Origin of the sequence: Streptomyces sp. NPDC093795, from assembly GCF_044764665.1 — a bacterium.
In the GTDB taxonomy this organism is placed as follows: Bacteria; Actinomycetota; Actinomycetes; order Streptomycetales; family Streptomycetaceae; genus Streptomyces.
In genome coordinates, this window is the sequence record NZ_JBIWIO010000006.1 from 286,565 (window position 1) to 304,849 (window position 18,285).

An 18,285-nucleotide genomic window follows, 5' to 3' on the forward strand; every position below is an offset into this window, starting at 1 on the left:
TACGTCGACAGTTTCTTTTCCTGAGGCGAGCTGCTCGCTTTTCGTCATTCATTCGGCCCGTGCCTGTGATTCCAGCGCCGTTCATGCGCTGCCGGAATTCCTCGATACGCGCCGTATCAAGGAAGGTTCTGAATGAACCCCACACGCACGAACAACCGTTCCTCCCGCACCCGCCGCAGCGGTGGCCACACGTACGACTCCTCCCCCGGTACGGGCAGGGGCGGTCGCCCCGGTTCGTCCGCCCCGAGCCGGTCCGGCGGATACGGCAGGCGTCCCGCCGCCGTCCAGGGAGAGTTCGCCCCGCCGAAGACGATCACTCCGGGACTTCCCGCCGTCGAGGCGTTCGCCGACCTCGACATGCCCAAGGGCCTCCTGGCCGCCCTCACCACGCAGGGCGTGACCGTCCCGTTCCCCATCCAGGGCGCGACGCTGCCGAACTCCCTGGCGGGCCGTGACGTCCTGGGCCGCGGCCGGACCGGCTCCGGCAAGACCCTCGCCTTCGGCCTGGCCCTGCTGGCCCGTACCGCCGGACAGCTCGCCGAGCCCCGTCAGCCGCTGGCGCTGGTCCTGGTCCCCACCCGGGAACTCGCCCAGCAGGTCACCGACGCGCTCACCCCCTACGCCCGCGCCGTGAAGCTGCGCCTGGCCACCGTCGTCGGCGGCATGCCGATCGGCCGGCAGGCGAACGCACTGCGCAGCGGCGCCGAGGTCGTCGTGGCCACCCCCGGGCGCCTCAAGGACCTCATCGACCGCGGCGACTGCCGGCTGAACCAGGTCGCCATCACCGTCCTCGACGAGGCCGACCAGATGGCCGACATGGGCTTCATGCCCCAGGTCACAGCGCTCCTGAACCAGGTCCGCCCCGAGGGCCAGCGCATGCTGTTCTCCGCGACCCTGGACCGTAACGTCGACCTCCTGGTCCGCCGCTACCTCACCGACCCCGTCGTCCACTCCGTGGACCCCTCCCAGGGCGCGGTCACCACCATGGAGCACCACGTCCTGCACGTGCACGGTGCCGACAAGCAGCGGCTGACGACCGAGATCGCCGCGCGCGACGGCCGGGTCATCATGTTCCTGGACACCAAGCACGCCGTGGACCGCCTCACCGAGGACCTCCTCAACTGCGGTGTCCGGGCGGCCGCCCTGCACGGCGGGAAGACGCAGCCGCAGCGCACCCGTACTCTCGCCCGGTTCAAGACCGGGCACGTCACCGTCCTCGTCGCGACCAACGTCGCCGCGCGCGGCATCCACGTCGACAACCTCGACCTCGTCGTCAACGTAGACCCGCCGACCGACCACAAGGACTACCTCCACCGCGGCGGCCGTACCGCCCGGGCCGGCGAGTCCGGCAGCGTCGTCACCCTGGTCACCGCCAACCAGCGCCGCGACATGACCCGCCTCATGGCGACCGCCGGCATCGTGCCCCAGACCACCCAGGTCCGCTCCGGCGAGGAGGCCCTCACCCGGATCACCGGCGCGCGGACCCCCTCCGGCATCCCCGTGACGATCACCGCGCCGCCCACCGAGCAGCGCAAGCGCAGCACGACCTCCCGAGGTCGACGCGGTACCGCCTCGGCCGCTCGGCGTGCCGGCGGACGGCGCCCCGCCACCGGCGCGGCGGCCTGAGCCGTACGTGAGCAGAGGACGCCCGCGGGCGTCGGGCGCCGTGGCCCCGGGCGCCCCTCGCGCCCAGCCCCACCCTCGCTCTCGTCCTCGCCCTCGCCCTCGCCCTCGCCCTCGCGTGAACCGCGTCACCACGGCGGAACCATCCCCCTTCTCTCCCTGTGAGGCATCGTGCGCTGTGTCATCGCCCGCTTCCCCTTCGACCTCACCAAGAACGGCGTCCTGGACTCCATGAAGGGCGTCAAGCCCGAGGAGGTCGTCGGCGACTCCGTGATCATCGGCCGCCGGACCTACCCGGTCATGCAGGTCGGTCAGGTCATCACCCGCCAGGACCGTCGCGACTTCAGCGCCGGTGAGGTCCTCCGGGCCATGACCAAGCTCGGCTTCACCTGCCGCGGCGTTGCCCAGAACACCGCGCCCGCCCGCGCCCTCAACCCCCTCCAGCACGCCTCCGCGATGCTCGGCGCACCGGCGGGCCTGACCATGGCCCCCGCGAACGTGAGCTGACACTCGGACACCCGAGAGGGCCCGACCGGCACCCGCCGGTCGGGCCCTCTCGCGTATCCATGGGCGGGTCTCCCCGTGAGCGGTATTCGCAGGAGTGGTGTAGTAGTTCCTTCGGGGCCCTGGTGCCGTACGGCGCCAGGGCCCCTCCACGCGTTCCACAAAGAGGTGCAAATGACAGCAGATGACTCGTACGGCCGTCTCGACGACGACGACTACCCCGCCTACACCATGGGCCGGGCTGCCGAGATGCTCGGCACCACCCAGGGCTTCCTCCGCGCCATCGGAGAAGCCCGCCTCATCACCCCGCTCCGCTCAGCCGGCGGCCACCGACGCTACTCCCGCTACCAACTGCGCATCGCCGCACGCGCCCGCGAACTCGTCGACCAAGGCACACCCATCGAAGCCGCCTGCCGCATCATCGTCCTCGAAGACCAGCTCGAAGAAGCCCAGCGCATCAACGCCGAATACCGCCGCGCCGCCGAACCCGACGCGCCACCCGCCTCGGTTTGAGGTCGGTCCGCCCGCGGTCACCCCGCCGGGCAGGTATCGCACGGGTGCCCAGCCCCTCCCCCAGGACGCTTGACGGCCCGCCGGAGTGAACCGACGGGCCGTCACGAAACGGTGAGTTGCGGAGTCGGCTTCCCGGGCTCCGGCTCGCTGCGGCCGCCGGGCGGGCATGCGGGCATGCGGGAATCGGGAAGGCGGTCGACGGGGCTTCTCCGGTAGCGTCCGCGGGCATGACCTCGAACCTGGAACGGCCCCCGCTCCAAGCGGACGAACGCACCGCGATCCTCGGCTGGTTGGAACTTCAGCGGAAGATACTGCGCTGGAAGTGCGAGGGGCTGAGCGACGAGGACGCGCACCGCTCGGTCCTTCCTGACTCGCCCGCCATGACGATGGCCGGTCTCGTCTCCCATATGCGCTGGACCGAGCACACCTGGCTGGAGGTCCTGTTCCTCGGCGGCGACCCGAAGCTGAACCCGGCGCTCGCCAAGTCGGGCGAGGGCGCCGACTGGGACACCGGCGGCCGTCCGCTCGCCGAGCTCCTCGCGGAGTACGAGGCCCAGTGCGCGCGCAGTGACGAGATCGTCGCCGCGGCCTCCCTGGACGACGTCGGCCGCAACTCCGACTTCTACTCCGGCGGCGCCAACCTCCGCTGGATGCTGATCCATCTCGTCGAGGAGACCGGGCGCCACGCGGGCCACGCGGACATCGTCCGCGAGCTGCTCGACGGCACGAAGGGCTACTACTAGCCGCCCCCCGTCAGTACCCGCCCGTCTGGAGCAGGGTCATCAGGGCGCGGGCCGCCGGGCTGGTGGTCCCCGGGGGTGGGAGCAGGGCCACCGTCTCGTACACCGCCGGGCCCGTGCCCTTCAGGGGGATGGCGCTCAGGGCCTCGCGCTTGTGGCGGAAGTGGTGGGGGACGGCGGCGACGCCGAGGTTCTCGTCGACCAGGTCCAGGAGACTGTGCACGTCGTTCACCTCCAGGGCGACCGTACGGCGTACCCCCGCCGCGGCGAACGCCGCGTCCGTGGCCTGGCGCGGCCCCCAGTCCGGGTGGAAGTCGACGAAGACCTCGCCTGCGACGTCCTCCGGCGAGAGCGCGGGACCGGCCGTCGCGAGCGGGTGCTCGGGGTGGCACAGGAGGGTCATCGGTTCGGCCGCCAGCGACACCGAACGCAGCTGGTCGGAGTCGGCCCGGGTGCGGTACGCGAACGCCAGGTCGAGGCGACCGGCCACGACCTCCTCGGCCAGATCGGGCGAGCCCGACTGCCGCAGCCGGATCTCCACGTCCGGATGCCTCCGCCGGAACGCCGCGAGCAGCCCGGGCGTACGCACCCCCGCGATGCACTGCTCGGTACCGAGCGCGAGCGTGCCGCGCAGCACGCCCTGCACGGCGGCCACCGCCTCGTGCGCCGCCCGCACCTGCGCCAGGATCCGCTCCGCCTCCACCAGCAGCGCCCGCCCGGCCTCCGTCAGCGTCACCCGGCGGGTGGTCCGTACGAACAGCGGCGCCCGCAGCTCCCGCTCCAGCGCCCTGATCGACGCCGACAGGCCCGACTGGGACACCATGAGCCGCTCGGCGGCCCGGGTGAAGTGCCGGTCCTCGGCGACGGCGACGAAGTGCTGGAGATGTCGGAGTTCCACGATTCAGAAGCCTAGACGCTGAATACGATCGGATTCTCCTGTTGGACGCATGGCGTCGGGTCGGAGGAGATTGGACACGCCCTCCTCCCCCCTCCCCTGGAGTCGCGTTGTACGCCGCACACCCCGACCGCTACGCCGCCATGCCCTACCGGCGCACCGGACGCAGTGGCCTGAAGCTCCCCGCGCTTTCCCTCGGCCTCTGGCACAACTTCGGCCCCGACCGCCCGGCCGAGACCCAGCTCGCCATCCTGCGCCGCGCCTTCGACCTGGGCATCACCCACTTCGACCTGGCCAACAACTACGGGCCGCCGCCCGGCGCCGCCGAGTCCGCCCTCGGCGACGCCCTGCGGACCGACCTCGCGCCCTACCGCGACGAGCTGATCATCTCCACCAAGGCCGGATACCTGATGTGGCCCGGCCCGTACGGCGAATGGGGCTCGCGCAAGTACCTGCTCGCCTCGCTCGACCAGAGCCTGACCCGGCTCGGGCTCGACCACGTCGACGTCTTCTACTCGCACCGCTTCGACCCGGAGACTCCGCTGGAGGAGACGATGCGCGCCCTCCACTCCGCCGTCCAGCAGGGCAAGGCCCTCTACGTCGGCGTCTCCAACTACTCCGCCGAGCAGACCCGCGAGGCCGCCCGCATCCTCGGCGACCTCGGCACCCCGCTCCTCATCCACCAGCCCCGTTACTCGATGCTCGACCGGCGCCCGGAGGACGAGGGCCTGCTCGACGCGCTCGACGAGCTCCAGGTCGGCTCCATCGCCTACTCCCCGCTGGAGCAGGGCCTGCTCACCGGCCGCTACCTGGACGGCATCCCCGAGGACTCCCGGGCCGCGAGCGACAGCCCCTTCCTGAACCGGGCCGCCGTCACCGAGGACCTGGTGGGCCGGCTGCGCGCCCTGAACGAGATCGCCGCGGCCCGAGGCCAGACCCTCGCCCAGCTCGCCCTCGCCTGGGTACTGCGCGGCGGCCGCGTGACCTCCGCCCTGGTCGGCGCGAGCAGCACCCGCCAGCTGGAGGACAGCGTGGCCGCGATCGCCAACCTCGACTTCGAGGAGGAGGAGCTGGGGCGTATCGACGCGGTCGTTCGCCCCTGAGCCGTACGGGCCTGTGGGCCGTACAGCCATCGGAGCCGTACAGCCGTCGGAGCCGTACGGCCATCGGAGCCGTACGGGCGCCTCCGCCCCGGCAGGCGCCTGCGCGGCCGCTTCTCTCGCTTCCGCGCGCGCATGCGCCCCCGCAGAAGCGGGAAGCCGCCTGAAGCACCTCGCACACGGTGGCCGCGGCGGCCTCACGGGCGGCGGCCCTGGCCCCCGGTGACGTGCCTGTCCGACCTCAGGAGGCGACCGTGCCAGCCCAGCGCACCCAGACTCCCGTCACGCCGACACCTTCACCTTCACGCGCACCGGCACCGGCACCGGCATCGGCCCCCGTATCGCCACCCGCCCCCGTCATGTCGCCGGTCAGCTCGCACAACGAGTGGGACCCGCTGGAGGAGGTCGTCGTCGGCCGGCTCGAAGGCGCGACGATCCCCTCCAACCACCCGATCGTGACCTGCAACGTTCCGCCCTGGGCCGGGCGTCTGCAGGGCCTCTCCTCCGGCTTCCGGTATCCGCGCATGCTGGTCGAGCGGGCCCAGCAGGAGCTCGACGGGTTCATCGACCTCCTGCGCTCGCTCGGCGTCACCGTCACACGCCCGGACGCGGTCGACCACCGGCGCCGCTTCAGCACCCCCCACTGGACCTCCCGCGGCTTCTGCAACGCCTGCCCGCGCGACGTCCTCCTCGTGATCGGTGACGAGATCATCGAGACCCCCGGGGCCTGGCCGTGCCGGTACTTCGAGACCGGTTCGTACCGCGCGCTCGTCAAGGACTACTTCCGCCGCGGCGCGCGCTGGACGGCGGCGCCGAAACCGCAGCTCACCGACGAGCTGTTCGACGAGGACTTCCGGGTCCCCGAGGACGGCGAGCCCATGCGCTACATCCTCACCGAGTTCGAGCCGGTCTTCGACGCGGCGGACTTCGTACGCGCGGGGCGCGACCTCTTCGTGACGCGGAGCAACGTCACCAACCGCATGGGCATCGAGTGGCTGCGCCGCCACCTCGGCCCCGGCTACCGCATCCACGAGATCGAGAGCCGCTGCCGTACGCCGATGCACATCGACACGACGTTCCTCCCGCTCGCGCCCGGCAAGGTGCTGGTCAACCCCGAGTACGTCGACGTCGACCGCCTGCCCGACGTCCTGAGGTCCTGGGACGTCCTGATCGCCCCCGAGCCCGACCCGATCGACGAGCGGCTGCTGAGGCTCACCTCGATGTGCGGGAAGTGGCTCAGCCTGAACGTCCTCATGATCGACGAGAAGCGGGTGATCGCGGAGCGGAACCACACCAACACGCTGCGCGCGCTCGAACGTTGGGGCTTCGAGCCGATCCCCTGCGACCTCCAGCACTACGCGCCGTTCGGTGGCTCCTTCCACTGCGCCACGCTCGACGTACGGCGCCGGGGCACCCTCCAGTCGTACGTCGACTGATCAGCGGTCAGCGATCAGCGGTCCGGCGGGTCGCCCATGGGAAAATGGGCCATGATCTACCACGTCGTGACCTCCGGTGAGTGGAACGCCCGCCCCGACGCCCCGTACGCGCCCGCCTCCCTCGCGGAGGAGGGGTTCGTCCACTGCTCCCCCGACGTGAAGACGACCCTCGCCGTCGTCGACGCCTTCTACCGGAGCGCGCCGAAGCCGCTCCTCGCGCTGCTCATCGCCGAGGACCGGCTCACCTCCAGGCTGGAGTTCGAGGCGGCGGCTCCCACCCCGCCGCCCGGGGTCGACGAGGACGTCCTGTTCCCCCATGTCTTCGGGCCGGTCAACCGCGACGCCGTCACCGAGGTCCTGGAGATCGAATGGGACGAGGACGGGCGCGCCACCGGGCTCACCCGCCCCAACTGACCCTCAGGGCGGTGGCTGCGCGTCTCCCCGGCCCCGGCGGCCGCCGTCGGGCGGCGGGGGCTCGCTCACCGGGCGTCTGACCGCGATGCACTCGACGTCGATCTGGTCGGCCAGGTCGCTCAGCTGCCGCGCCAGGGCGAGCGCGGTCGCGGGATCGAGTTCCGCCCCGCCCGCCGTCCCACCCGCCTCGGTCGTCCGCAGCCATCCGGCGGCGACCCGCCGCAGGAGCCCGGTCACCTTCGTGGCGGGGATCAGCAGCTCGCCGCGCGAGGCGTAGACCAGGGGAATCGACGCGTTGGACGCGTTCGACGCGTTCATGGTGAACCGACCTCCGCCGCAGAAGGAGTGGTCTGACGTGGGTGCCGTGATCCGGCCCTCGGGGGGCGGTTGCCCGGGACCGCCGGTGCTACACACACGGCCGGCGCGTGCGTCGCCGTACGCCGTCGTGCATCGCCGTACGCGCCGTATGCCGTCGTGCATCGCCGTGCGCCGCCATACGCCGCCGCACGCCGCCGCACGTCAGGCGATGATTCGTCAGGAATCGAGAAGCGCGGGTGGTCGCGTCCCACTAGCTTGACGGCATGGACCTCACCATTCACACCACCGTCCTTCCCCACGACGACCCGGACGCCTCCGTCGCCTTCTACCGCGACGCCCTCGGCTTCGAGGTGCGCAGCGACGTCGGCCAGGGCAGGACCCGCTGGATCACCGTCGGACCCGTCGGGCAGCCCGGTACGTCGATCCTGCTCGCGCCGCCCGGCGCCGACCCGGGGATCACCGAGGCCGAGCGCCGCACCATCGCCGAGATGATGGCCAAGGGCACGTACGGCTGGATCCTGCTCGCCACCCCGGACCTCGACGGCACGTTCGAGAAGATCCAGGCCACGGACGTCGAGGTCGTCCAGGAGCCGACCGAGCAGCCGTACGGCGCCCGTGACTGCGCCTTCCGCGACCCCGCGGGCAATCTCGTCCGCATCCAGGAGCTCCGCTGAAGCCCGGCCGAAGTCCCTCCGAAGCTCCGCTGAAAGGGTTCTCCTCATGTGTCATCCTGCGTGGATGAGCGCACTGAACGAGGCGCAGCGCCTGAGTGATCTCGCGCGGTTGCGCCGTGTCCGCGACCGGATGGACCGGGAGTACGCGCAGCCGCTGGACGTCGAGGCGCTCGCGCGCGGCGTGAACATGTCGGCGGGGCACCTCAGCCGGCAGTTCAAGCAGGCCTACGGCGAGTCGCCGTACTCGTACCTCATGACGCGGCGCATCGAGCGCGCCATGGCCCTGCTGCACCGCGACGACCTCAGCGTCACGGACGTCTGCTTCACGGTCGGCTGTTCCTCGCTCGGCACGTTCAGCACCCGGTTCACCGAGCTCGTCGGCGTGCCGCCCAGCGTCTACCGGCGCCAGGTCGCGGACGCCGAGGCCGGGCTGCCGTCGTGCGTGGCGAAGCAGGTGACGCGACCCGTCAGGAATCGAGAAGCACCGGCGGGCACCCCCCGCCTAGCGTGAATCCCATGAACGCCATCGCATCCGTCACCCTCGAGGTGGCCGACCTCCAGGCCGCCGACCGCTTCTACACCGCCTCCGGCCTCGGCGCCCATGTGCGCCTGCGGGCCTCGGACGTGCCGGCCACCGGCTTCCGTGGGTTCACGCTCTCGCTCACGGTCTCCCAGCCGGCCGACGTCCGACTCCTCGTCGACGCCGCCCTCGACGCCGGGGCCACCGTCCTCAAGCCCGTGTCGAAGTCCTTCTGGGGCTACGGCGGCGTCTTCCAGGCCCCGGACGGGACCATCTGGAAGATCGCCACCTCGGCGAAGAAGGACACCGGCCCGGCCACCGGCCGCGTCGACCAGTTCGTGCTCCTCCTCGGGGCCACGGACGTGGCCGAGACCAGGAAGTTCTACGTCGAGCGCGGCCTCACCGTGGCGAAGAGCTTCGGCAAGAAGTACGTCGAGTTCGCCGCCGGGGACAGCCCGGTCAAGCTCGCCCTGTACGGGCGCCGCGCCCTCGCCAAGGACGCCGGTGTCCCGGTCGACGGCGAGGGATCCCACCGGATCGTGCTCGGCGGCGAAGGCCCCGGCTCCTTCACCGACCCGGACGGGTTCGCGTGGGAGGCCGCCGCCGTGACCACCGCGCCCTGACCCCGCCTCCTGACCCCACCTCCTGACCCCCTTCCTCACCCCACCCCCTGACCCCCTTCTTGACCCCACCCCCTGACCCCCTTCCTGACCCCACCCCCTGACCTCCCAGCCGGTCCTTCGAGAGGAACCCGTCATGCCGAACACGCGGTCGTCCACCAAGAGCAGCAGCGCCGGCGAGAGCGGCGCGAAGTACGACGGCTTCACCGAGGAGGAGCGCGCGGCGATGAAGGAGCGCGCCCAGGAGCTCAAGGCGACCGCGCGGCGCGACGCGCGGTCGGCCAAGGCCAGGGCCGACGGGGACGCCGAAGTGCGCGCGAAGATCGCCGAGATGCCCGAGGCCGACCGTGTCCTCGCCGAACGGATCCACGAGATCGTCGCGGCGAACGCGCCGGAGCTGGCGCCGAAGACCTGGTACGGGATGCCCGCGTACGCCAGGGACGGCAAGGTCGTCTGTTTCTTCCAGAGCGCGCAGAAGTTCAAGACGCGGTACGCCACGCTCGGCTTCAGCGATCTGGCGCGGCTGGACGACGGCGCCCTGTGGGCGACCAGCTTCGCCCTGACGGAACTCGGCGCCGCCGACGAGGCCCGTATCGCCGCGCTCGTGGCGAAGGCCGTCAGCTGACGCCGACTGCGCGCAGGAAGTTCACCGTCCGGACCCGTCCCGGGTCTCCCCAGGGCCAGCAGGGGTGACCTGCGTCACCGGCTCCGGGGGGCCGGGACGGTCGCTCCGCGCGGGGAAATACGTCCGATCGCGTCGCGTGAATTCGAGGCGACGCGGGGTGGAAATTTGTCATGTAAACACACGGGATGGCGGCGCCCGCATTTCTTCACCCAGCACACCCCGCGTCACCGTGCTACTGTCGATATCAGTTGCAGTTGTGGGTCCCGAACGTACGAGTGCCCCTTCCGGTTCATCCGGCGCTGGGCACCCTTTTTCATTTCCGGACTTTTTCCGGACGGGGCGATCATCGCAGCGACACGGAGCACACAGGGTGTGGGCTCCGAGCACTGCCCCGAAGGAGAAATGACATGGCGACTGGCACCGTGAAGTGGTTCAACTCGGAAAAGGGCTTCGGCTTCATCGAGCAGGACGGTGGCGGCCCCGACGTCTTCGCCCACTACTCGAACATCGCCGCCCAGGGCTTCCGTGAGCTGCAGGAAGGCCAGAAGGTGAGCTTCGACATCGCGCAGGGCCAGAAGGGCCCGACCGCCGAGAACATCGTCCCCGCCTGACGCCAGGCGCTGACGCGTAGCATGAGCTGACGAGCTGAGGCCCGCACCTTTGGGGTGCGGGCCTCAGCTCTTTGCACCTCTCGCCGGGCTGCGGGAATTTCCTGCCCGGCCCCCTTCTGGACCGTTACTGGACCACTTCTCCGCAGGAGTCACCATGCGCTGTGTCATCGCACGCTTCCCCTTCGAGCTGACCAAAGCCGGCGTCCTCGAATCGATGAAGGGCGTCAAGCCCGAGCCGGCCGTCGGTGACGTCGTCGTCATCGGACGCCGTCAGTTCCCCGTGAAGCAGGTGGGCGAGGTCGTCACCCGCCAGGACCGCCGCGATTTCAGCGCCGGCGAGGTCGTCCGCGCGATGACCAAGCTCGGCTTCACCTGCCTCACCGTCCCCGCCGAGCAGCCCCCCGCGCCGTCGGACACCTCGGACACCTTCTGACGTCTCCCGTACGCCCCGGCAGTACGAGGCGGGCGGCGCGCCGGCTGCCGCGTGAGTACGGCTCCTCAGCCGCCGCCCGCAGTCGTACGTTTACGGGTACGGATACGGGTACGGGGATCAGTGGTCGGAGTAGCTGAAGTCGCCCACCGTCCAGGCGCTGACGTCCGAGAGGGCGACGCGGTACATCCCGCCGGTCTCCGGGATGCCCACCGTCCCCTGGAGGATCCGGGCGAGGTGGAAGTGCAGGTGGGTGGGTGGCCCTTCCTCGCGTGCGGAGGGGCTGAACACGGCGGAGAACTCGGCGAGGCGGGCCGAGTCCGTCAGGACCTCCGACACGCGCTGTCTCCACAGGGCTTCCGGGGCCAGCCGACCGGTGAGGACCACACCCCCCGCGACCACCGTCAGGGACATCTGATTGCTCTGCCCGGACTCCACCGTGGCGGCAATGTCAACGAGCAGCTCGTCAGGCTTCGACATGAAAGCCGATTCTAGGCGCCACCACCGACACCGGGGGAACCCGCCCACCCTCCGCCCTCGCTAGCGAGGTGCCGTGTCGTCCGCCGGGAACGCCGGGCCGTGGCCCGGAACGATCACGTCAGCCGTGGCGAGGACGCGGAGACGCGAGTCCTTGAGGACGGTGTGGTCCGGAGCCACCGGGTCCTCCACCGGGCCGTTCGGGCGCCACCAGAGGTCGCCCACGAAGGCGATGACACCGGCGTCGGTGCCCGCGAGGAGGGTGATGTCCTCGGGGCTGTGGCCGGGGGTCCGGATCAGCCGCAGGGACGGGGCGAGCTCATGGCCCTCGGCGTCGCGGTCGGTCCACTGGTCGTTCTCGTAGATCGCCTTGTGGTCGTGGACGCGGGCCCGGCCGAAGAGGCCGACGTTCATGGTGTTGTCGGGGTGGTGGTGGCTGAGCACCACGTCGGTGATGTCGTCGGGGCCGAGGCCGAGCGCGGCGAGCGGGCCGAGGATCCGGTCGCGGCTCGCCACCATGCCGGGGTCGACGATCACGTGCCGGTCGCCGTCCCGTACGTAGGAGACGGTGGCGGCGACACCGGGGCCGGTGGAGAGCGTGTAGCCGGTGGTCAGGATCGTGTACGTGGCGGTACGGCCGTGCGGCGCGTCGTCGTGGTGTGTCATGTCCCCAAGTCTTCTGCGGGGCGGGGATCTTCACGAGTGGCCGTACTGCCATGGATCGCGGGAATCGTGCCAGTCCGTGCCAGCCCGTGCCAGCCCGGAGTCGTGCCGGCCGGTGGTCGTGCCTGGCCGGGAGTCGTGCCAGCCGGGCGTCGTGCCTGGCCAGGCTCCGCGTACCTACGCGCGCGCATGCCCGCGTGCCAGACTCGCCCCCATGCCGCAGCCCTTCGTGACCGTCGCCGCCTACGCCCCGCACGGGGTCGGCATGCTCGGCGCCGGGATCGTCTCCGAGGTGTTCGACGCGCGCGGCGGGGACCTGCCCCGCTTCGACTTCGCGCTCTGCACCGACCGGCCGGGAAACGTCCGCACCGACGTCGGACTGCCGCTGGTCGTCGAGCACGGTCTGGAACGGCTGGCCACGGCCGATCTGGTGATCGCCCTGCCCTGGGCGGAGTTCCGTACACCCCCGGGCCCCGCCGTGCTCGACGCGCTGACCGCCGCACACGCGCGCGGGGCCCTGGTCGCCGCCCACTGCGTCGGCGCGTTCGCGCTCGCCGCGGCCGGGCTGCTCGACGGGCGGCGGGCCACCACGCACTGGCGGTTCGCCGGACTCCTCGCCGAACGCCACCCGGACGTCACCGTCGAACCCGACGCCCTCTACGTCGACCAGGGCCCGATCGTCACGGGCGCGGGCGCCGCCGCCGGCTTCGACCTGTGCCTGCACCTGCTGCGCCGGGAGTACGGGGCCACCACCGCCAACGCCATCGCCAGGGACCTGGTGCTCCCCTCCCACCGCGACGGCGGGCAGGCCCAGTACCTGGCCACTCCCGTCCCCGAGGACAGCCGGGACGATCGGCTCACCGATGTCCTCGCCTGGGCCCGGGAGAACCTCCACGAGCCGCTTCCCGTCGCCGAGCTGGCCCGCCGGGCCCTGATGAGCCGGCGCTCCTTCGCGCGCCGTTTCGCCGCGTCCACCGGCACCACCCCGCACGCGTGGCTGCTCTCCCTGCGGCTCGGTCGCGCCGAGGAGCTCCTGGAGACCACGGACCTGCCGGTCGAGGAGGTCGCCCGCGCGGTCGGCTTCGGCAGCGCGGCGGTGCTGCGCGCGCAGTTCGTACGCCGCCGCGGTGTCCCGCCCCGGTCGTACCGCCGTTCCTTCACCCGTACGCCCACCGCCTGAGGACCCGCGGGATCAGACCAGGGCCGCAGCCGTAAGCGCGACTCCGACTGCCGGGCGGCGCCGGGCCGTACGCGATCATGCCGTCATGAAGCTTCGCTGCGCCGTACTCGACGACTACCAGGGCGTCGCCCTCGCCTCCGCCGACTGGAGCCCGCTCGCCGACCGCGTCGACGTCCGCGTCCTGCGCGAGCACCTCACCGACCGGGACGCGCTCGTCGCCGCCGTCGAGGACTGCGAGATCCTCGTCGTGATGCGGGAACGGACCCCCGTCGACGCCGCGCTCCTGGCCCGGCTCCCCCGGCTCCGGCTCCTCATCACCTCCGGCATGCGCAACGCCTCCATCGACGTCGCCGCCGCACGCGCGCGCGGGGTGACCGTCTGCGGCACCGCCAGCAGCCCCGCGCCGCCCACCGAACTCACCTGGGCGCTCCTCCTCGGCCTCGCCCGGCACGTCCCGGCCGAGGCGCGGGCCCTGCGGGAGGGCGGGCCGTGGCAGTCCACGGTCGGCGCCGACCTGGCCGGCCGGACCCTCGGGCTCGTCGGCCTCGGCAAGATCGGCGGCCGGGTGGCCGGGATCGGGCTCGCCTTCGGCATGGACGTGCGCGCGTGGAGCCCGAACCTGACGGAGGAGCGGGCGGCCGAGCACGGCGTACGGCTCGCGAAGGACAAGCGGGAACTGCTCGCGGACAGCGACTTCGTCTCGCTGCACATGGTGCTCTCCGACCGCACCCGGGGGCTGATCGGAGAGCCCGAACTACGGGCGATGCGCCCGCACGCGTACCTCGTCAACACCTCACGGGCCGGGCTCGTCGACGGCGGGGCGCTGCTGCGGGCGCTGCGTGAGGGGTGGATCGCGGGGGCCGGCCTCGACGTCTTCGAGACCGAGCCGCTGCCTGTGGACGACCCCCTGCGGTCCCTGCCGAACGTGCTCGCGCTGCCGCACCTCGGGTACGTGACGGAGGGGAACTACGGGCGGTACTTCGGGGAGGCGGTCGAGGACATCGAGGCCTTCCTGAAGGGCGCGCCCGTACGCGAGCTGGGCTGAGCTGAGCTGGTCCGATCAGGAAGAGACGCCCTGCCCGGGGCTCGTACGGGCCTCAACCGGGGCCGTACGCACCTCACCCGGGGCCGTACGCGCCTCACCCCAAACTCGTACGCGCCAGTTCCACGAACTCCTCGTCCGTCAGGCCGATTCCGCGTGCCTCCTCCGCCGCCTCGCGCAGCCGGGAGACCAGGCGGGCGCGGTCGGGGGCGGTGGCGCCGGGGACGATGACGGCGCCCCGGCCCCGGCGGAGTTCGATCAGGCCCTCCTCGCGGAGCCGCTGGTAGCCCCGGAGGACGGTGTGGACGTTGACGCCGAGGGAGTCGGCGAGTTCCCGGGCGGCCGGGAGACGCTCGCCGGGCGCGGCGGAGCCGTCGGCGAGGGCGCCCCGTACACAGGCGGCGATCTGGTCGCCGAGGGGCGCGGCGGAGGCCGGGTCGACACGGAAGAGCACGGTCAGACCCTCCCATGCCGGTCGGCGAGCGTGTTGAGGAGGGCGGCGGCGGTGTGCGCGTCGGGCACGGTCACCGCGAACTCGCGCCCGCTGTCCCGCCGTACGACGAGGGCCTCGCCCGCGTGGAGCACCACGCCGGTCCGGTGGGCCCGGACCCGGTAGCCCCAGCCGCCGAAGTCTCCGATCACGGCGGCGGTGTCGAGTTCCCTGACGCTCGCGCCCACGACCTCGTCGAGCGGGACCCGGACCCGGGGCCGGGGGACGAGCGAGGGCCGTACGGTGACGCCGCGCCGGTCGACGGTGACCCGGACCCGGGCGAGGGCGAGGCCCGGCACGCCGACGAGCAGGCCGAGCAGCGCGAGCAGGGCGGCGGGCCAGGGGGCGAGGAGCAGGCCGGCCGGGACGGCGGCGAGGGCGAGCAGGGAGAGGACGGTCAGCGGCCGGGAGCCGGTGGCCCGGGACCAGCCGGCGACCTCGCCGGCGCCGAGGGCGAGCCGGGGGCCGTCGGCCGCGCCGGGGTGTTCGACGGGCCCGCTGAGCCCGACGTCGGGCACGAGCGAGGCCAGCGCCCATCCCGCGAGGGCGAACACGGCGGCGGCGGCCGCGCCAAGGAGCAGGTTGGTGAAGGGGGAGACGACCTGGGCGGCGTCGGTGGCGTCGAGGTTGTCCCGTACGAGGAGGACGAGCAGCGCTCCGGCGAAGCCGGCCGTCGCCCACGCGCCCCAGAGGGCGGTACGGCGGACGAGGACCGTCCAGCCGCCGCCGAGGCCGAGGAGCAGGCCGGCGCCGACGACGGCGAACGTGGTGCGGCCGGTGAAGCCGTCGGCGCGGCCGCCGTCGCCGGCGGTGAAGTGGGTGGCGAGCGTGTCGGGGAGGCGGTCGTACCAGAGGGCGAGCAGCAGCAGGTACGCGGCGAGGGTGAGGGCGAAGGGCAGCGCGGCGAGCGCGCGGAGACGTGGCGTGGCACGGTTCATGGAAACCTCCGTTGTTCGCACCAGGATAGAACAACTTGTTCGTACTCTGCTAGAACAACTCGGCTTCTCGTCCGGATGCGGAACCCGATCATCGACTGTTGGGCCGCGCTCCTGCACCACCAGGGTCTGAGCCCGGACGCCGTCATGAAGTCGATCCGCGACTCGGCCGCCAACCCGGGGAACCTCGCCAAGCTGGGCCTGGGGAACGTCGACGCGGCGGCGGCGGTGAAGTCCGGCGCCGCGGCTTCGGGCAACTAGCCGCGGCGGCCTCGGGCGACTCGCTGCCGCCGTCCTCGGACACCTGGTCGCCGCGGCCTCGGGTGAGGGCCGCCGCGCCGGCGGGCGACTCGCTGCCGGGTCCTCGGGGGCGGGCGGCTCGACCAGTCGCCGCGCCCTCGGGCGACCAGCCGTCAGCTGTGGCTGTCGTCCAGGGCCGCGCGCAGCGCCTCGGCGAACTCCTCCGGGGCGCCGTGCTGGCCGAACTCGCCGCCCAGGAAGCCGCCGTGGTGGCTGGGGAAGACGGCGAGCGGGATGCCGAGCCCGTCGGCGACGGCGGCCGCCGCGCGGGCGGCGAGCTCGCCCTCGGACTCCTTCCCCGCGGCGACGACGATCCGCGTCGGCGCGGCACGCAGGGCGGTGAGGTCGGGGCGGTAGGAGGTGCAGCCGCGCATGTTCTGGCCGAGCAGCGGGTCGTCCCGCGAGCCGTCGTCCTCGGTCGGCAGGCCGAACGCGGCCGGGGAAGGGGCGGGCTCCTCGGCCCAGTCCGCCGGGAACGGGCCCTTCCGGCTCGTCAGGGCGAGGAACTTGGCCATCCCCGGCCCCCAGCCCTCCCGCAGATAGGTCGCGTGGACGTCCGCGCAGGCCGCGAGGGCCGCCTCCCGGTCCGGGACGAGCTGCGCCGTCGGCGGCTCGTGCGCGACGAGGGTGTGGACGAGGTCCCCGCGCCGGGCGACCAGGGCGAGGGCGTTGACGGCGCCGCCGCTGCTCGCGAAGACGTCCACCGGCCCGGCGCCGAGCGCCTCGATCAGCCGGGCCAGGTCGTCGGCGTGCTCGTCGGGGAGCGTCTCCGCGGCGCCGTCGGTGCGCTCGCTGCGGCCCACGCCGCGCGGGTCGTAGGTGACGACGGTCCGGTCGGCGAAGTGGGAGGCGAGGGTGGTGAAACCGGTCGCGTCCATGGGGGAGCCGATGAGCAGCAGGGGGCGGTCGTCGGTCCCGGCGCCGGCGCGCACGTCGTAGCGCAGGGTCGCGCCCGCGGTGTCCAGGGTCCGGGTGTCGGTCTCGGCCATGGGTCTCTCCTCGGTGGTGGGACGGTCATGGGGTAGACCCCCGCCGCCACCGGAACTCATCGCCCGCGCGCCCGCCCGGCGGTACTTCTTACTCGGCGCCGCTGCTACTCGTCGCCGCTGCTACTCGGCGCCGCAGTCGTGCTGGGCCGGGTCCACCACGACCCGGTCGAGCAGGCCGCGCAGGAGGGTCTGCTCCGCCGCGGTCAGATCACCGAAGAGCTCGCGCTCGGCGGCGCTGACCGCCGCGTCGACGCGGTCGAGGGCCGCCGCGCCCGCCTCCGTGATCTCCACGATGTGCCGGCGCCGGTCGGCCGGGTCACGCCGCCGCTCCGCGAGTCCGGCGTCCTCCAACTCGTTCAGCACGGCCACCAGTTGGCTGGGGTCGATCTCCATCGCCGACGCCAGGTCCCGCTGGCTCATCGCCCCGGGGGCGAGCTGCATCAGCGTCATGGCGTTTCTCGGGTGCAGCCCGGCGACGCCCAGGGCGGCGCGGATGCGCGCGCCGGTGAGCTCACCGCGGAAGGAGAGGAGGAAGCCGAGGCGATCGGTCGGGAGAGCTGCCATGGCAACCACCGTAGCAGCGGCCCTATTGTGGAGCGAGGGAAATCGTTGATACAGTTCAATGGTTCTTGGATGCGAATCATTGGAGTACCCCTATGTTCATCGGTTACGTGGTCGTGGCCGCACTGCTCGCCTTCGCGCTCTCCGCCTCCGCCTTCCTGACCTTCACCCGCAACCCACAGATCGTGGGCAGCATGACCAAGCTGGACGTGCCGGACACCTGGCTGCCCCGGCTGGCGACGCTGAAGGCGGCGGGCGCGCTCGGCCTGCTCGCGGGCCTCGCCGTGCCGCTGCTCGGCGGGGCGGCCGCGATCGGCGTGTTCCTCTACTTCATCGGGGCCCTCGTCACGCACCTGCGGGCGAAGGACTACGAGCTGGCGCCGGTCGCGGTCCTGACCGTCCTCGCGGTGGCCGCCCTGGTGTTGCGCATAGCCTCCGCCTGACGAGACGAAACGTCTTGCGGAGGGTCCGCCTCTGGCGTACCTTCGCCATAACGAGACGATACGTCTCGTGTCATCGAAGGTCGACGTACAGGAGGCCGCCCTTGTTCCGGGTCCAACTCACCGACGTCAGCAAGCGCTACGACGCCCCTTCCCCTTCCCGCAACCTCTCCCCCTCCCCTGCC

Annotated in this window: 25 protein-coding genes; 17 read left to right on the forward strand and 8 right to left on the reverse strand. The window is 72.3% G+C overall.

Annotated elements, in window-relative coordinates:
* Window positions 1-132 precede the first annotated feature (132 nt).
* From ACIRB7_RS18755 to ACIRB7_RS18770, 4 genes are all read left to right on the forward strand, one after another.
* Window positions 133-1,626, forward strand: coding sequence for a DEAD/DEAH box helicase (locus ACIRB7_RS18755; protein WP_403599504.1), 1,494 nt, complete (start codon window positions 133-135; stop codon window positions 1,624-1,626).
* Window positions 1,627-1,794: 168 nt separating this feature from the next.
* On the forward strand, window positions 1,795-2,130 hold the full coding sequence (locus ACIRB7_RS18760) for an SCO5918 family protein (protein ID WP_403599507.1): 336 nt from the start codon (window positions 1,795-1,797) through the stop codon (window positions 2,128-2,130).
* Window positions 2,131-2,301: 171 nt separating this feature from the next.
* Window positions 2,302-2,640 (forward strand): MerR family transcriptional regulator, encoded by a 339-nt coding sequence (locus ACIRB7_RS18765; protein ID WP_403599511.1) that lies wholly within the window; start codon window positions 2,302-2,304, stop codon window positions 2,638-2,640.
* Window positions 2,641-2,867: 227 nt separating this feature from the next.
* Window positions 2,868-3,383: a DinB family protein gene (locus tag ACIRB7_RS18770; protein ID WP_403599514.1), complete on the forward strand. Its 516-nt coding sequence runs from the start codon at window positions 2,868-2,870 to the stop codon at window positions 3,381-3,383.
* Window positions 3,384-3,393: 10 nt separating this feature from the next.
* On the opposite strand, the gene ACIRB7_RS18775 is transcribed toward ACIRB7_RS18770, so the two are convergent.
* On the reverse strand, window positions 3,394-4,278 hold the full coding sequence (locus tag ACIRB7_RS18775; RefSeq protein WP_403599516.1) for a LysR family transcriptional regulator: 885 nt from the start codon (window positions 4,276-4,278) through the stop codon (window positions 3,394-3,396).
* A gap of 107 nt (window positions 4,279-4,385) precedes the next feature.
* On the opposite strand from ACIRB7_RS18775, the gene mgrA reads away from it, so the two are divergent.
* From mgrA to ACIRB7_RS18790, 3 genes are all read left to right on the forward strand, one after another.
* A complete protein-coding gene (mgrA, locus tag ACIRB7_RS18780) occupies window positions 4,386-5,378 on the forward strand; it encodes an L-glyceraldehyde 3-phosphate reductase (RefSeq protein WP_403599518.1) in 993 nt (330 codons plus the stop codon).
* A gap of 356 nt (window positions 5,379-5,734) precedes the next feature.
* Window positions 5,735-6,811, forward strand: a complete 1,077-nt coding sequence (locus ACIRB7_RS18785; protein WP_403599521.1) for an amidinotransferase — start codon at window positions 5,735-5,737, stop codon at window positions 6,809-6,811.
* Window positions 6,812-6,862: 51 nt separating this feature from the next.
* On the forward strand, window positions 6,863-7,225 hold the full coding sequence (locus tag ACIRB7_RS18790; protein WP_403599524.1) for a DUF952 domain-containing protein: 363 nt from the start codon (window positions 6,863-6,865) through the stop codon (window positions 7,223-7,225).
* A 3-nt stretch (window positions 7,226-7,228) separates the two neighbouring features.
* Here the strand turns inward: ACIRB7_RS18790 and ACIRB7_RS18795 are convergent, their stop codons facing one another.
* Window positions 7,229-7,543, reverse strand: coding sequence for a DUF6213 family protein (locus ACIRB7_RS18795; protein WP_403599526.1), 315 nt, complete (start codon window positions 7,541-7,543; stop codon window positions 7,229-7,231).
* A gap of 263 nt (window positions 7,544-7,806) precedes the next feature.
* On the opposite strand from ACIRB7_RS18795, the gene ACIRB7_RS18800 reads away from it, so the two are divergent.
* From ACIRB7_RS18800 to ACIRB7_RS18825, 6 genes are all read left to right on the forward strand, one after another.
* The gene (locus ACIRB7_RS18800) at window positions 7,807-8,217 is read left to right on the forward strand and encodes a VOC family protein (protein ID WP_403599529.1); all 411 of its coding nucleotides are present in this window, start codon (window positions 7,807-7,809) and stop codon (window positions 8,215-8,217) included.
* A 64-nt stretch (window positions 8,218-8,281) separates the two neighbouring features.
* Window positions 8,282-8,728, forward strand: a complete 447-nt coding sequence (locus tag ACIRB7_RS18805) for a helix-turn-helix transcriptional regulator (protein WP_403599531.1) — start codon at window positions 8,282-8,284, stop codon at window positions 8,726-8,728.
* A 5-nt stretch (window positions 8,729-8,733) separates the two neighbouring features.
* Window positions 8,734-9,360, forward strand: coding sequence for a glyoxalase (locus ACIRB7_RS18810; RefSeq protein WP_403599534.1), 627 nt, complete (start codon window positions 8,734-8,736; stop codon window positions 9,358-9,360).
* 133 nt (window positions 9,361-9,493) lie between these two features.
* Window positions 9,494-9,982: an iron chaperone gene (locus ACIRB7_RS18815; RefSeq protein WP_403599538.1), complete on the forward strand. Its 489-nt coding sequence runs from the start codon at window positions 9,494-9,496 to the stop codon at window positions 9,980-9,982.
* Window positions 9,983-10,389: 407 nt separating this feature from the next.
* The gene (locus ACIRB7_RS18820; RefSeq protein ID WP_030210008.1) at window positions 10,390-10,593 is read left to right on the forward strand and encodes a cold-shock protein; all 204 of its coding nucleotides are present in this window, start codon (window positions 10,390-10,392) and stop codon (window positions 10,591-10,593) included.
* Between the two features lie 154 nt (window positions 10,594-10,747).
* Window positions 10,748-11,026: an SCO5918 family protein gene (locus tag ACIRB7_RS18825; RefSeq protein WP_403599541.1), complete on the forward strand. Its 279-nt coding sequence runs from the start codon at window positions 10,748-10,750 to the stop codon at window positions 11,024-11,026.
* 117 nt (window positions 11,027-11,143) lie between these two features.
* On the opposite strand, the gene ACIRB7_RS18830 is transcribed toward ACIRB7_RS18825, so the two are convergent.
* Both ACIRB7_RS18830 and ACIRB7_RS18835 read right to left on the reverse strand, forming a co-directional pair.
* Window positions 11,144-11,503: a hypothetical protein gene (locus tag ACIRB7_RS18830; RefSeq protein ID WP_403599544.1), complete on the reverse strand. Its 360-nt coding sequence runs from the start codon at window positions 11,501-11,503 to the stop codon at window positions 11,144-11,146.
* A 60-nt stretch (window positions 11,504-11,563) separates the two neighbouring features.
* Window positions 11,564-12,166: an MBL fold metallo-hydrolase gene (locus tag ACIRB7_RS18835; RefSeq protein WP_403599547.1), complete on the reverse strand. Its 603-nt coding sequence runs from the start codon at window positions 12,164-12,166 to the stop codon at window positions 11,564-11,566.
* Window positions 12,167-12,377: 211 nt separating this feature from the next.
* Here ACIRB7_RS18835 and ACIRB7_RS18840 point away from each other — a divergent pair, with 211 nt between their 5' ends.
* Together ACIRB7_RS18840 and ACIRB7_RS18845 are read left to right on the forward strand one after the other, a co-directional pair.
* Window positions 12,378-13,343, forward strand: a complete 966-nt coding sequence (locus tag ACIRB7_RS18840) for a GlxA family transcriptional regulator (RefSeq protein WP_403599549.1) — start codon at window positions 12,378-12,380, stop codon at window positions 13,341-13,343.
* 85 nt (window positions 13,344-13,428) lie between these two features.
* Window positions 13,429-14,388, forward strand: coding sequence for a D-2-hydroxyacid dehydrogenase family protein (locus ACIRB7_RS18845; protein WP_403599552.1), 960 nt, complete (start codon window positions 13,429-13,431; stop codon window positions 14,386-14,388).
* Window positions 14,389-14,482: 94 nt separating this feature from the next.
* On the opposite strand, the gene ACIRB7_RS18850 is transcribed toward ACIRB7_RS18845, so the two are convergent.
* Window positions 14,483-14,839: a GntR family transcriptional regulator gene (locus ACIRB7_RS18850; protein ID WP_403599555.1), complete on the reverse strand. Its 357-nt coding sequence runs from the start codon at window positions 14,837-14,839 to the stop codon at window positions 14,483-14,485.
* Between the two features lie 2 nt (window positions 14,840-14,841).
* Window positions 14,842-15,813 (reverse strand): hypothetical protein, encoded by a 972-nt coding sequence (locus ACIRB7_RS18855; protein ID WP_403599558.1) that lies wholly within the window; start codon window positions 15,811-15,813, stop codon window positions 14,842-14,844.
* A 75-nt stretch (window positions 15,814-15,888) separates the two neighbouring features.
* Between ACIRB7_RS18855 and ACIRB7_RS18860 the strand changes: the two genes are divergently transcribed.
* Window positions 15,889-16,071 (forward strand): hypothetical protein, encoded by a 183-nt coding sequence (locus ACIRB7_RS18860; protein WP_403599561.1) that lies wholly within the window; start codon window positions 15,889-15,891, stop codon window positions 16,069-16,071.
* Between the two features lie 152 nt (window positions 16,072-16,223).
* On the opposite strand, the gene ACIRB7_RS18865 is transcribed toward ACIRB7_RS18860, so the two are convergent.
* A complete protein-coding gene (locus ACIRB7_RS18865) occupies window positions 16,224-17,099 on the reverse strand; it encodes an alpha/beta fold hydrolase (protein WP_403599563.1) in 876 nt (291 codons plus the stop codon).
* A gap of 120 nt (window positions 17,100-17,219) precedes the next feature.
* Complete coding sequence (locus ACIRB7_RS18870; RefSeq protein WP_403599566.1) at window positions 17,220-17,663, reverse strand: MarR family winged helix-turn-helix transcriptional regulator; 444 nt, start codon at window positions 17,661-17,663, stop codon at window positions 17,220-17,222.
* A gap of 92 nt (window positions 17,664-17,755) precedes the next feature.
* Here ACIRB7_RS18870 and ACIRB7_RS18875 point away from each other — a divergent pair, with 92 nt between their 5' ends.
* Window positions 17,756-18,103 carry a DoxX family protein gene (locus tag ACIRB7_RS18875; protein WP_403599569.1) on the forward strand — a complete coding sequence of 116 codons (348 nt, stop codon included), beginning with the start codon at window positions 17,756-17,758 and terminating at the stop codon, window positions 18,101-18,103.
* Window positions 18,104-18,285 lie beyond the last annotated feature (182 nt).